Below are 14,111 nucleotides of genomic sequence, written 5' to 3'. Positions count from 1 at the left end.
AACATGAGCGTATTAGTTAATAAAGACACGAAAGTATTGGTACAGGGCTTCACTGGCAAAAACGGCACATTCCATTCAGAACAAGCGATTGCTTATGGTACCCAAGTGGTGGGCGGGGTAACCCCAGGCAAGGGTGGTCAGACCCATCTGGATCTACCAGTATTTAATACCATGCGTGAGGCGGTTCGTGAAACCAATGCGGATGCTTCTGTCATTTATGTTCCTGCGCCTTTCGTACTGGATTCAATTGTAGAGGCGGTGGATTCTGGTATTGGTTTGATTGTGGTGATCACTGAAGGCGTACCAACACTCGATATGTTAAAGGCTAAGCGTTATCTTGAAACCAATGGCAATGGTACACGCCTGATTGGTCCAAACTGTCCAGGGATTATTACACCTGAAGAATGCAAGATCGGAATTATGCCAGGCCATATTCACCAGAAAGGTAAAATCGGAATTATCTCGCGTTCAGGTACCTTGACCTATGAGGCCGTTGCGCAAACCACGAAGCTAGGCTTGGGGCAGTCAACCTGTATCGGTATTGGAGGTGATCCAATTCCGGGCATGAACCAGATTGATTGCTTAAAACTGTTCCAGGAAGATCCTGAAACTGAAGCCATTATTATGATTGGTGAAATTGGCGGGACTGCTGAGGAAGAAGCAGCAGAATATATCCAGTCGAATGTCACTAAGCCGGTAGTCGGTTATATCGCGGGTGTAACAGCACCAAAAGGCAAGCGTATGGGGCATGCCGGTGCGATCATTTCAGGCGGAAAGGGCACTGCAGAAGAAAAATTTGCAGCTTTTGAACGTGCAGGAATGGCGTATACACGTAGTCCGGCTGAGCTCGGTTCTACTATGTTGGAAGTATTGAAAGAGAAAGGTTTAGCTTAAGTTAAAACTTCTTTAAAAAAATCCCCTAACTGGGGATTTTTTTATCTTCATATAGAAGTATTGTGGTTCTAGGTGAAAAAAATCTTAAATCCGAACCATAATCACTGTAAATATTGTATATTTTGTTTACTTTATGAAATATAGTGTGACATAGTTAACATAATTTTGTTGTGTATTGATACTTACTAAAATAGTGTGAAAGGATATGAATTATAAAAAGTCAATCTGGGTGACTTGTATTATAGCAAGTACTTCTTCGATTACATGTGTAAAGGCAGCAGATAGTATTGATCAACTGAGGGAAGCAAGTGTCATTTTGATTCGGGGAGGTCAGGTTGAAAAGGGACTAAGTCAATTAAGTGCTTTATTGGTTGAACAGCCAAAAAATCAAAACCTTCTCGCAGACTATATAGTAAGTGCACATGCACATCAAAAATTAACATTGGCTGATCTGCATCATTTATCGAACATCCATGTTCAAAGTTTTCCTGAATATGCATGGCTGAGTGTTATTAAAGGGCAACGCGATTTAAAACAATTCCAGTCGGCTGAAAAGTGGGCAGACACCTTTTATCAAAGAAGCCAACAGCAACAATGGTTAGTATGGCAGGGTGTGTTAAATGCAGAATCGGGTCAAACTGTTCAGGCAAAGCAACTGCTGGCGCAAGTCAAACAGGATCAACTGAGTCCTGACTATTTAGCGCAAATGTCATATGCATACCGGCTGCTCGACATGCCGATCGAGGCACTTGCAACGGCGAAGGCTGCGCTAAACAAGCAGGTCGATGGCGATATACAAGAGCAATATATTTTGGCCTTGATGGCGAATAGCGATTATGCAGAAGCTGAACAATATATTCAAAATCATCACTTAAGTGCATTACGTCCAAACCTGCAGCATAGTTTGAAGCTTCATGAGTTTTCTCAGCGCATTCAAAATGCAATTCAGTCGCAGCGTATGCTGACTTATCGTGATCAGGGCATGTTGGCTTACAGCAAGTTAGATCACGTCATTGCAGACATGCAGCATTATGAAGCTGCGCTTCCGGAAGATCAGGCGATTAGGCGCAAGTTTTATTATGACTATAGCTATGCCTTAAATGCTCGACAGGCATCAAAACAAGTTTTGGCTGAATTGCAAAAAGTGAATCTGCCGATTTTGGATATGCCAGCCTATGTGCGCCATGCTGCGGCAGACAGTTATTTGAAATTACGTCAGCCCAAACAGGCTGAAGTCTACTATGGCAGTCTGTTATCAGAAAAAAACTATCCTGATTATGATGTGTATGCGGGCTTGTATTACTCCCTTATTGAACAAGAAAAATTTAAACAAGCAGATCAGCTGATTGTTCAAATGGATCATTTATTGCCAACCTTTAATTATAGTGCGGCAAAAGGTGTAAATCGAACCACACATGATGATCGTTTAGAGTACCTGGGCTTAAAAGGGTTGAACTACGCTTATCGTAATGAACATGCCATGGCTGAACGATATTTTGAACAGTTGGTCGCGCAGGCGCCGAATAATGTGAGCTATCGAAATAACCTGGCGTTAATTCAGCGTTGGCGAGAAAAACCGGAGCTGTCCGAGAGTAATTTAGCTCAATTGCGAGGAGTAGAGCCGGTTGATCAGGCCACACGTATTAACCATATGCAAAATAGCCAGGCCTTAGGCAATATTCAGTGGTGGCGTGCGCAAAATGCAGATTTGATGCAACGCTCACCTTTGGATACTGGCGTACAGCTAAGTCAAAAGGAATTAAATGATCGTAACCGTCCCACTATTCAGCACCAAAGTACCCTTTCAAAAAGTAAATCGGACAGCCGGGATTTACTGGTGCAGTTAAAGGGTGCTCGTGAGCGTGACCATCAGACACGTCTCAACAGCCCGTGGTTGTATGATAACTATCGAACCTACGCCACCCATGACTATCGCTGGTCTGATTTTGATGATGGTGAAGTGGATGATAGCCGTATTGGACTTGGGGTGGAATGGGCTTCAAATCGAAAACACGCCAGCATTGCCCTATCACAGACCACAGATGGCGACCGGTTCGGAGCTGAGCTTGAGTGGTCGCAGTGGCTTAATGATCACTGGAATTATCATATGGCGTATAACAGTCAGGCAGATATTCCTTTGCAAGCCGTCCGACGTGGTTTTGATGGTCAATCTTATAACGTTGGTTTTAACTGGCAACAAAACGAATCTCGCAAGGCTGGAGCAACCTATCAGCTAACGGATATTGATGATGGCAACACACGGCAAGAAGCGGCTGCATACTTTATGCAGCAAGTTTATCAGGCACCCCATCATATTACCCAGGCAAGTCTGCGTGGTTATTATGGGAAAAATGATGATATTGCCGCAGACTATTTTAATCCTGAATCCAATTACAGCTTAGAGCTGGGTTTAGCCCATGACTGGATGACATGGCGGAATTATGATCGTCACTTTAGTCAGCACTTTGAAGCAAGTGCAGGAACCTATAAACAGAAAGATTATTCGGCAGACGCAATTTATAACGTCTATTACCAACATGAATGGCAACTGTCGAGAACATGGAAGCTTCATTACGGCATTGGTTGGGGAGTACATCCATATGATGGTGACTCAGAGGAAAGAACTTATGGTGTGATTGGCTTTGAGGGGCGTTTCTAATGAAAACATTAACCAATATTTTGATAGCCTTGAGTTTAACCAGTACAGTTGTAGTACCAATAAATGCTCATGCAGAATTACAAAAGCCAAAACAAATCAAGTTGCAAGATAATCAGTTTGTGACCCTAACTTTCCATGATGTTCGGGATGATGTAGCAAAGCGCGGTGACCGTGATGTTTATGCCATTAGTACGAAAAATTTAGCGCAATATTTTGAATGGATCAAACGTGAAGGTTGGCAACCGATTTGTTTAGAAGATATTTGGTTGGCGCGGCAAGGCAAAAAAACCTTACCCAATAAAGCGCTACTTTTAACTTTTGATGATGGTGCATTAAGTAGCTATACCCGTGTTTTTCCACTTTTAAAACAATATAAAATGCCAGCGGTATTTGCGATACCGACCAGCTGGATTAATGGAAATACCAAGGATGCCTATGAAGCCTATGGGGCAGGCAACTTAATGACCTGGTCACAGATGCGCGAAATGGTTGCATCGGGCTATGCTGAATTCGTATCGCACTCAGATAATATGCATCACGGTATTTTGGCCAATCCCCAGAAAAATATGCAACCTGCGGCAATTACGCGTGAATATTTGGAAAAGCAAAAGCGTTATGAAACAGATAATGAATATCGCAGTCGTGTTATTGTAGACTTAAAGAAATCAAAACAGGTGTTAGATCGCGAATTAGGTATAAATACCCGCGCGATTTTTTGGCCTTATGGCGCCGTGACGGCAGAAAGTGAAGAGCTGGCAGCTAAAGCTGGTTTCCCAATGTCATTTAGCTTGGGAAGTGTCGCGCCACTCGCTGACTCGGTGAAAACCTACCAACGTGCTTTGATCATGGATAATCCGATGCCTGAAATGATTAATCAGGAAATGTTGGAGTTTTTGAATTATGTGCGTGCACCCTATAAGCAGCGCAAGAGCTTTCTGCGTTTTGACTTGGCTGAAATGCACTCTGGCAATAATGAACAGTTCAATCAGAAACTCGGACAGTTACTGGATAGCATTGATGCTCTAAAAACCAATACGCTTATTCTTAAAGCGGTATCTGATCGCAATGGTGATGGAAAAATCGATGTTGCCTATTTTCCAAACCGCCAATTACACATGCAGCAAGATATGCTTAACCGTGTAGTGTGGCAGTCGCGGACACGGATTGGGAATCGTGTCTATGCCGAATTTCCAGTGAGCTTGGAAACTGAACAGAACTTAGACCTGGCTGCGATGACGGCTGACTTGGTGAAGAACAATACCTCGATAGAAGGCTTAATGCTGGATACCGGTTCTATGCTGGCCTGTGCGCTGCGTCAGAAAAATTGGGAGGCAGAATGCGAGGCGCAGGTGGAACAGGTGTTTCAAATCAAAGAACGCACCAAAGCTCAAGCAAAATACTATGCCAATATTAGTAATAACTATCAGACTGCCTTGAAATTTAAGTTAGATCAAACGCAGCTTGAAGGTTTAAAAGCTCTCCTTGACTACAGCTTGGATTATGCCGATTTTATTTATATTGAATTAGATCCTATTCAGCAACCTGAAGTGTTTAACGCGCTCTTAAAGCAGGTTAAGACTTTTAATGATAAAGAACAGCAGCATTTAATTGCCAGTTTTAACATCCCCGATCAACTGACAAAACAACAAGTGAAACAACTCAAAAAATCTTATCAGCAACTTAGAAGTTTAGCGATCCAAAAAGTCGGTGTGAATAATTACAGTTTTAATCATACCCGGGTAATTCATCAAAACCTTTATCCTGAGCTGAGTTTAAATGACAGCCCATTGAATTACCGTGATCCATTTACTCAAAAAGTTTTGGAGAAAAAGTAATGCAATGGTTATCGAATTTGAGTTTTAATGACTATTATTTTGGTTTTGCATTTTTATATCCACTTTTTATGGCTTGGCTATGGATTGCAGGCGGACTATGGTTTTTTCTAAAACGTGAATATAAACAACAGGAGATTCCTGAACCGAGTGAACATGCCTGTAGTATTTTAATCCCTTGTTTTAATGAAGAAGAACAAGTCCGTGAAACCATTAAATATGCAATGCAAACCCAATATCCCAACTTTGAAGTGATTGCTATCAATGATGGGAGCAGTGATAAAACGGCTGAAATTCTAGATGAATTGCAGCAGACCTATCCACGGTTACGCGTTGTCCATCTGGCTGAGAATCAAGGCAAAGCTTATGCATTAAAGGCCGGTGCCATGGTGAGTCAATATGAATATTTGGTGTGTATCGATGGAGATGCGTTGCTGCATCCACATGCAGTGCTATGGATGATGCATCATTTAACCCATTATCCGCGTGTGGGTGCGGTGACGGGAAATCCAAGAATTATTAATCGTTCAAGTATTTTGGGGAAAATTCAGGTGGGTGAATTCTCATCTATTATTGGTCTCATTAAGCGTGCACAACGTACATATGGTCGTATTTTTACTGTATCCGGAGTGTTGGTTGCATTTCGTAAAACGGCTTTAGACCGTATTGGATATTGGCGTGATGACATGATTACGGAAGATATCGATGTGTCATGGCGTTTGCAGTTTGATCATTGGGATCTGCAGTATGTGCCGAATGCACTCGGCTATATTTATATGCCTGAAACCTTTAAAGGCTTATGGAAACAACGCCTGCGCTGGGCTCAAGGTGGGATTGAAGTGCTATTGGCATATACTCCAAAAATGTTTAACTGGCGTTTGCGCCGTATGTGGCCGGTTGTGATCGAGTCGATGATTAGTATCGTCTGGGCCTATGTTATGTTTGGTATTATATTGCTTTACCTGTATGGGCTATTTTTTCCTTTGCCGGGTGAGTGGGCCATCCAGTCACTGGTTCCACAGTGGTATGGAGTAATTCTAGGGGTCACCTGTCTTATTCAGTTTTTTGTCAGTCTGATGATTGATAACCGCTATGACCGTGGCCGTGTTTTAAGAAACTATTTTTGGGTCATCTGGTATCCTTTATTCTTCTGGGTTTTGACTATGATGACCACAGTGGTTGCGGTGCCTAAAACATTATTAAAAACTCAAAAACGTGCGCGATGGGTGAGTCCGGATCGTGGCTTTAGAAGGGAGGCCGGAGATGCAAAAAAAGGAAGTATTTAAAGTCGTTACCGACAAAGCATTACTCGATATTCCTGCTTATATTGATCAACCTGAATATGTTCGTAATAAGGCGGTAGGTTATAGCTTATTGGCATTCGGCTGGGTGATATGGATGTGGTTGTTTATGCCGTTGCTGACCTTGTTCTTTTGGTGGGTGGAAGGCGGTTTGGTCTATGACCAGCTGGTTGTGGCCGAAATGCCCAAAGAATCCTTAAATTTATTTCAGTTGATAGGACTTGTCGCGACGTTCATTTCATGTCTGTTTCTTTGGGCAGGTTATAACTGGTATCGTTTTCATAATAAGGAAAAGCGATTATCTCCGAAGAACGTCACAACCTCGGATCTGGCTCAAAGTTTCAGTGTAAATGCTTATGATATCAGGCGTTTACAGAAAGCAAAAAATATTACCTTACACTACAGTGAAGAAGGTGAACTTAGGGCTTATGATCTGAGTGATCAGCTGGAAATACCGACTGCAAAGTGGACGCATGTGGATGTTGCTGTACAAAATCGTCAGGATAATAGCCAAAGTGTTTAACACCATGTTGTTTTAGTAACTCCATGGTTTTAGCGAGTTCTTGAGTGGAGATTTTTTGATTATTTCTCCAGTTGACTGCTTGAAGCTCGAAAATCGTACGATCCAAAGTTGGGTCGTATTTTTTTGCCTGAGCAATAAGGTCTAAATAAAATTGCTGGTGATTCGTGCTTTCTTCCATATAGGGCATGGCCATAATTGCATTATAGTCATAATGCACCAGTGTACTGGCTTGAGATTGACTAAACCATTGTTCACTTTTCGGATTGAGTACAACGGGGGCATACATATTGCGTGCGGTCAGCAGGTGAGGTTGTTGTTTTTTTAAAATCTGGCTAATGCCTGCTGCAAACTGGTCAAGATAAGCGGTCTTGTATTGTGCAAATTTAAACTGTTCAGGATGTTGTGGTTGACCTAAAATAGATAAATCTTTAAATCCCCAAGAGCCATAGGTTTTTTTAGCGATTTGAGAGTTATCTTCATAATCACTGAGGGTAATATCGTCATGATATAAAATGCCGTCGACTGGATTATTCTGAATAAAATCAATAAAAATCTCTGCCACTAAGTTCATATTTTTTTGGTCAAAAGGGCTGATACGAATATAGCCTGAGCTAGCTCCCTGGCTATGAGTCACATACTGAAGAGACTCAGTTTCCAGAAACTCCCAAGCAATCAGCGGAAGCCATGCATAGATCTGTTTAACCTGAGTGTACTGTCTAATTTCGCTAAGAACTGTAGGGAATAAATTATTTCGTGTTGGAATATGCCTGTTTTTAAAATAAACCTGATCTGCCGACCCATTGGCATCCGGATCGGCAAATGCTTGTAAAAATATCGTATTAGGTTGGATTTGCTGGATACGTGCAATCAAAGCTTTAATATTGCGTTGTTGCTGCTCTTTATCAGTATCGAAAACGTAGTCGAGATCAATATGCATAATACGCATTTGATCAATTTTGATCATTTTAGAAGGTGGAAGGTTTTCTGCTTGGTATTTCGCAACAAGCACATTAATTGGATGGTTTTTAATGAAGACCGGTGCCTTGGAGTGAGATAAGGGGTTGCATGCAAATAAAGGCAGAGTTGTTATACACATCAGTAGGGTATTCAATTTTTTTTTATCTAAAAAATAAGACATGAGGCTTACTATAAAAAACAAAATCAGGATAAATACTGTAATAGAAAAAACCTGGCTCCGGGAGAATTTATGTAGTGTTCTGTATTCTTTACTGTTAGAGATGCAGAGAAAAATAAAAATAGCTTGCATAAAGCAAGGGATTAAATAAAAACCGCAAAAGAGGATGCAGAAGGAAACGAGCTACTGCCTTTCGGAACGAGCATATTCTTGCCGCTATCTGGTGATGAATCATGTATTTAGAAGACTGGATTTCCTGCCTCACGCCTTGTCTTAACTAAAAATCTTGCGAAATATATCTTTCTGGTTGCAAACATAGATGAATTGCCAACAGACCCTAATACTCTATGGCCTGGAAGCCATTTTTAGTTTTTTGGGTTAGCACAACTATCTGACCTTGCTGAAGAATATGATTCTGTTCTGGTTCAACCAGTACATAATGCGTATGACCATATGGATCACGCACCTTGGCCTGTGCAGGAGAATTTAGCTTCGCTTCACCTAAAATAATAACGGCTTTGCATCCAAGTAGCTCGTCACTATAGAGGGCTGTGGTTTCCTCCTGAGGAATAACTTTAGTGGCCAGCATTGCCCACCAGCGTACAACAGGCATGCATAGCAACAGACAGGCAGGGGTGATAATCCAAACGTTGAACAACTGATTACTAAAATATTCAAAAATGCCTTGAATCAAGAAGCCGCTCAAACCAAAACAGGTCAGAAAAATAATCAGCCAGATAAAAAAAGGTAACTGGCTAATATAAAGCCAGTCCAATACTTTAAACAATATTCCCGGATTCTGTTCAACTGCAATATCGGCCTGTACGGCGTCATGAGGCCAGAACTGCTCCAGAATATTCTGCGAGCCACCTCCTAGAATCAATAGCACGCACTCCAAAGCTGCAAACATCAGCATCAGGCTTAAGCTAATACTGAATACGATATTTGAAGGATGAGTGAACAGTTCCCACATTGCTGTTGTCTCAAATATTTATGGTTATGGTCAAATATATAATGGATAAAAGATAACAGTTATCATTCAAATTGTATCCAATAGATTACATAAAATACTAGAATAAAAATTGAAAAAGGCTAGTATTTAATGTTATGCACTTAAGGAGAGTTAAGCATAGAAAAAGATCAAGCGCAAAGTTTTTAATCATAAATTCATTTTTATAATATTTATTAGACGAATGGACAGATGAAAGTCAAAACAAGAAAATTCAAGCATGAGGGGACGTATAAAAGACAGAGTAGGGAAAGTGAGTATGATGATCCTATTCTGGAGGGGAGAAGCGTTTGTAGAAGCACTTAAAGTAGGGCAGTTTGGATGCGAACTTTCATGTCCAGCGCCTGCTGTAAAAGATAAGATTTCATCCATTTCACCTGCTCACCCATCGGATTGGTTTTGACTGCGCTTTCCAAAAACTGAAGTTCAGGCTGATTAAATAACTGTTGCTGCAAAGCCTGTTCCAGTGTCTGGGTATTTGCAGAGAGTGGTAAAGCCACCAGATAAAAGGCTTTAGGGTAATTATAAAAAGCATAGAGCAGGTTAAAGGCCTTTTGATCACCTTTCAGATTACCGGCACCAATCTCATAAGCAGCATTCTGGTTACTGTAGGTAATACCGAGCAGATACTCCCAATGTCCTTCCTGTTGGCGCAAACCAAACTGGATACCGATCTGGTCTGCCGTCAGTTCATGCTGCAGATAAATATTTAAAGGGCTGCCATCTTCAGTCAATGGTTCCTGTAATACCAAAATAGAGGATTGATGCTGATAGAGATAACCAGCAAGCCGTGCTTTTTCCAGAGAGGCTTTTAAGGTTGCAAGATCGAAAGCGTTATAGGGCATATAAAAGAATAAAATTCAGAGAGTAAATTCTTGCAACTCTAGTTTTTTTTCTATCGCTTGTGAACCCCACTTTAGTTGATTTTTCTATTATATTTTTTTAAAAAAACTATAAGAAAATATACTGAGGAGGAGGCTGATGGAATGGTGCTAGTTTAGCTTGAAATTTGGATTCACTAAAATTGATAGTTGATATTAGTGAAGTTTTATATGAGCTTTTGAGATATGAATATCATAAAACAAGCAATCGTTATAAAAAGTTACTCTCTATAATAATTATAAATTTCTATAAAGTGTCATTAAGTACACGTGTAATCCGCAGGTTGTCCATGTCATTAAATGAGGAAAGACTTACTCATCTTAAACAGCTTGAAGCTGAGAGTATTCACATCATTCGCGAAGTTGCTGCCGAGTTTGAAAATCCGGTTATGCTTTACTCAATCGGTAAAGATTCAGCCGTTATGCTGCATTTAGCCCTAAAAGCGTTTTACCCTGCAAAACTTCCATTTCCTCTACTGCATGTAGATACGGGCTGGAAATTTAAAGACATGATCACCTTTCGTGACAACATGGCAAAAACCCATGGTTTTGATTTGATCGTTCATCAAAATAAAGAAGGTCGCGACGCAGGCATCAACCCATTCGATCACGGCAGTTCCAAATATACTGACATCATGAAAACTCAGGGTTTGAAACAGGCACTAGATCAGTATGGCTTTGATGCAGCCTTTGGGGGCGCGCGTCGTGATGAAGAAAAATCACGTGCAAAAGAACGGGTATATTCATTCCGTGACAGCAAACACCGTTGGGACCCGAAAAACCAGCGTCCAGAACTGTGGAATCTGTATAACGGTAAAGTCAACAAGGGCGAAAGTATTCGTGTATTCCCATTGTCGAACTGGACAGAGCTCGACATCTGGCAATATATCTATCTGGAGCAGATTCCAATTGTTCCATTGTACTATGCAGCGAAACGCCCGGTAGTTGAACGTGGCGGCGCCTGGATCATGGTAGATGATGAACGCATGCCACTGAAAGAAGGCGAAGTTCCAGAAATGAAATCGGTACGTTTCCGTACACTGGGCTGTTATCCATTAACCGGGGCAGTCGAGTCAGAAGCCGATAGCTTGCCTGAGATTATCCAGGAGATGTTGCTGGCAACCAGCTCTGAACGTCAGGGACGTATGATTGACCATGATGAAGCGGGCTCGATGGAAAAGAAAAAACAGGAAGGCTACTTCTAATTAATCTCCCACCTAACCCTCTTTTGGTGCAAGAGGGGGAATAACCATCCTTTTTATGAAAGAAAGATGGAGGTGCGTGAAAGATTAAAACTGATTTCTAAAGCATTTGTGGAGTTTGAGCCATGTCTCATCAATCAGAACTGATCAGCCAGGATATTCTGGCTTACTTAAAGCAACATGAAAATAAAGACCTGCTGCGTTTCCTGACTTGCGGTAATGTAGATGATGGCAAGTCGACCCTGATCGGTCGTCTGTTATATGATTCAAAGCTGATTTATGAAGATCATCTGCAAGCGGTAACCCGGGATTCAAAAAAAGTTGGTACGACTGGCGATGCACCTGATCTGGCTTTGCTGGTTGATGGCCTGCAAGCTGAGCGTGAGCAGGGCATTACCATTGATGTGGCTTACCGTTATTTCTCGACTGAAAAGCGTAAGTTCATCATCGCGGATACGCCGGGACATGAGCAATATACCCGTAACATGGCGACTGGTGCGTCGACTGCGGATCTGGCGATTATCCTGATTGATGCCCGTTATGGCGTACAGACCCAGACGCGCCGTCATACCTTTATTGCTAGCCTGCTTGGTATTAAGAACATTATTGTTGCCATTAACAAAATGGATCTGGTGGAGTTTTCTGAAGCACGTTTCAACGAGATTCAGGCCGAATACACCAGTTTTGTGAATCAGTTAGGGGATCGCAAACCGGCGAATATCGTATTTACCCCAATTTCGGCCTTGAATGGCGATAACGTGGTGAACAAGTCTGAACACACACCGTGGTATACCGGACAGACCTTAATGGGGACGCTTGAGTCGGTGGAGGTTTCTCATCAGGCAGACAAACAGGAATTCCGTTTACCTGTACAGTATGTCAATCGTCCAAATCTGGATTTTCGCGGGTTCTGCGGTACAATCGCGCTCGGTGAAATCGCAGTAGGGGATGAGATTGTGGCCTTGCCGTCGGGTAAAAAGTCGACGGTAAAAGAAATTGTGACTTTTGATGGTAACTTGCCACGTGCCTTTGCAGGTCAGGCCATTACTTTGACGCTGAATGACGAGATTGATATTTCTCGTGGCAACATGCTGGTCAAAGCAGGGGATACACCTTTGGCATCACGTTCAGTTCGTGCTTCGGTGGTATGGATGAATGATCAGCCTTTGGTAAAGGGCAAGCTTTATAATGTGAAGCTGGGTACACAAATCGTTCCTGCCAAAGTGGAACAGATTAATTACCGTGTGGACGTGAATACACTGGAAAAAACTCAGGTAGAGCAGCTTAATCTGAATACGATTGCTGATGTCGTCATCGAGTTTGATGCGCCTGTGGTCTTTGACCGTTATCAGGACAGTCGTCATACCGGTTCGTTTATCTTTATTGACCGCTTAAGTAACGTAACTGTCGGTGCCGGCATGGTTGAGGAAGCGGTTGAATGGGTAGTTCATACCAATCCTGTTACTGCTGAAGATCGTGCTGCACGTTTAGGTCAGAAGCCTGCGATAGTATCTGTATCCGCCCAAGCACTGGAAAGTGCCCAAGCCCTGGAAAGCCTGTTAATTCAACAAGGTGTGGTGGCTATTGCCAAATCAGGTTTAACCGCAGAGCAGGTTGCGCTGCTTCGTGAAACGGGTGTGGTGGTTATCACTGAAGTGAGCGAAGGCGCTGATGTGACTTATGTTCAAGAAGCGGTTGAAGAACTGGCTGAAAAAATTGTGCAATTGGTTCGTCTATAAGACAGGACTGTTTGGAGAAACAACCCGCTAATATATGGCGGGTTTTTTTATGGTTTCAAAGATGACTGTAATGAATTAAAGAAATACTTAAAAGTCAATAATTCACATAAGTATTCACTCTGTATAGAATCTGTCTAAGAGGTGAATATGATGAAAAAAATTCTAGTTTTATTAGGACTATGTTTGGCTTTTGGGGCGGAAGCGAAACAAAATGGACAAAGTACTGAAGCGATTAAGCAAAAAATGATTCAGCAATCGATTGAAAGTTATCCGGGAAATTGTCCTTGTCCATACAATACTGCAAAAAATGGGAGTCGATGCGGTAAGCGTAGTGCTTATAACCGGGCAGGTGGGGATAAGCCGCTTTGTTATCCAGAAGATATCAGCGATCAGATGGTGAGAGCATATAAAGGCCGTGCTTAGAGCCTATAAAAATAGCAATCACAGATTAGGTTAGATGTTTGAGGGGAAACCGATTCTAAAAGTCATTTTATCTGTGCTTAAACTCTTAGTGCCTTGACCATACCTATAATTAAAACCGGCTTTAGTGAGGTGAAAAGACTATACCCAGAATATCATCGTGTTAGTTTGTCATATGCAGGCATTCTATTCGCGCCGTGTTGTGATGTCAGGCATGGATTTTGGATGGTGCTAAGTGTTTTTTTTTAAGTCAGAACACGCCAGGCACTTCTGATGCAGATTATGATAAGAAAAATAAACAGATATAGAAGAAACTCACTGGTTATCGAGGTCGTCTGGTGAAGTCTGTAGTAATGGATAAGAAAGAGCAGAAGTATGATGCTAAGAAGATAAAGCATTAGGCTTTTTAATATTAATTGCTATAAGCGGCATATTAAGTACGGGCGTGGAAAAATGCAAAAATAGTCTTGCTGATCAGTTTCTCGCTGCTCATCTTCAGGATGAATGTGTACTTCA

The 14,111-nt window shown here is 41.8% G+C and carries 11 protein-coding genes; 8 read left to right on the top strand and 3 right to left on the bottom strand.

What is annotated here, in order from left to right; all coding sequences use genetic code 11:
- Positions 1-3: 3 nt before the first annotated feature.
- From sucD to pgaD, 5 genes are all read left to right on the top strand, one after another.
- Complete coding sequence (sucD, locus tag E2K74_RS04085) at positions 4-894, top strand: succinate--CoA ligase subunit alpha (RefSeq protein ID WP_151202958.1); 891 nt, start codon at positions 4-6, stop codon at positions 892-894.
- Between the two features lie 205 nt (positions 895-1,099).
- The gene (pgaA, locus tag E2K74_RS04080; protein WP_151206425.1) at positions 1,100-3,553 is read left to right on the top strand and encodes a poly-beta-1,6 N-acetyl-D-glucosamine export porin PgaA; all 2,454 of its coding nucleotides are present in this window, start codon (positions 1,100-1,102) and stop codon (positions 3,551-3,553) included.
- Positions 3,553-5,388, top strand: a complete 1,836-nt coding sequence (gene pgaB, locus E2K74_RS04075) for a poly-beta-1,6-N-acetyl-D-glucosamine N-deacetylase PgaB (protein WP_151206424.1) — start codon at positions 3,553-3,555, stop codon at positions 5,386-5,388. Before pgaA ends, pgaB (E2K74_RS04075) begins: the two co-directional genes overlap by 1 nt.
- On the top strand, positions 5,388-6,671 hold the full coding sequence (pgaC, locus tag E2K74_RS04070) for a poly-beta-1,6-N-acetyl-D-glucosamine synthase (RefSeq protein ID WP_151206423.1): 1,284 nt from the start codon (positions 5,388-5,390) through the stop codon (positions 6,669-6,671). Before pgaB (E2K74_RS04075) ends, pgaC begins: the two co-directional genes overlap by 1 nt.
- The gene (gene pgaD, locus E2K74_RS04065; protein ID WP_151206422.1) at positions 6,649-7,209 is read left to right on the top strand and encodes a poly-beta-1,6-N-acetyl-D-glucosamine biosynthesis protein PgaD; all 561 of its coding nucleotides are present in this window, start codon (positions 6,649-6,651) and stop codon (positions 7,207-7,209) included. The genes pgaC and pgaD overlap by 23 nt, the downstream gene beginning before the upstream one ends.
- Here the strand turns inward: pgaD and pgaB (E2K74_RS04060) are convergent.
- The 3 genes from pgaB (E2K74_RS04060) to E2K74_RS04050 form a co-directional block, all read right to left on the bottom strand.
- Positions 7,106-8,476 (bottom strand): poly-beta-1,6-N-acetyl-D-glucosamine N-deacetylase PgaB, encoded by a 1,371-nt coding sequence (gene pgaB / locus E2K74_RS04060; RefSeq protein ID WP_227548002.1) that lies wholly within the window; start codon positions 8,474-8,476, stop codon positions 7,106-7,108. The two genes, pgaD and pgaB (E2K74_RS04060), sit on opposite strands and share 104 nt — an antisense overlap.
- A 205-nt stretch (positions 8,477-8,681) precedes the next feature.
- Entirely contained in the window at positions 8,682-9,317 is a 636-nt protein-coding gene (locus E2K74_RS04055; RefSeq protein WP_151206421.1) for a YqiJ family protein, read from the bottom strand.
- A 338-nt stretch (positions 9,318-9,655) separates the two neighbouring features.
- Complete coding sequence (locus E2K74_RS04050; protein ID WP_151206420.1) at positions 9,656-10,198, bottom strand: hypothetical protein; 543 nt, start codon at positions 10,196-10,198, stop codon at positions 9,656-9,658.
- A gap of 326 nt (positions 10,199-10,524) precedes the next feature.
- On the opposite strand from E2K74_RS04050, the gene cysD reads away from it, so the two are divergent.
- The 3 genes from cysD to E2K74_RS04035 all read left to right on the top strand — a co-directional run bounded on the left by cysD (position 10,525) and on the right by E2K74_RS04035 (position 13,598).
- A complete protein-coding gene (gene cysD / locus E2K74_RS04045; RefSeq protein WP_151206419.1) occupies positions 10,525-11,439 on the top strand; it encodes a sulfate adenylyltransferase subunit CysD in 915 nt (304 codons plus the stop codon).
- A 122-nt stretch (positions 11,440-11,561) separates the two neighbouring features.
- Positions 11,562-13,175 carry a sulfate adenylyltransferase subunit CysN gene (gene cysN / locus E2K74_RS04040; protein ID WP_151206418.1) on the top strand — a complete coding sequence of 538 codons (1,614 nt, stop codon included), beginning with the start codon at positions 11,562-11,564 and terminating at the stop codon, positions 13,173-13,175.
- Positions 13,176-13,325: 150 nt separating this feature from the next.
- Complete coding sequence (locus E2K74_RS04035) at positions 13,326-13,598, top strand: hypothetical protein (RefSeq protein WP_151206417.1); 273 nt, start codon at positions 13,326-13,328, stop codon at positions 13,596-13,598.
- Positions 13,599-14,111 lie beyond the last annotated feature (513 nt).

Origin of the sequence: Acinetobacter sp. RF15B, from assembly GCF_007558235.1 — a bacterium.
Taxonomy (GTDB): domain Bacteria; phylum Pseudomonadota; class Gammaproteobacteria; order Pseudomonadales; family Moraxellaceae; genus Acinetobacter; species Acinetobacter lwoffii_C.
This window is presented reverse-complemented; position numbering and strand designations above follow the sequence as displayed.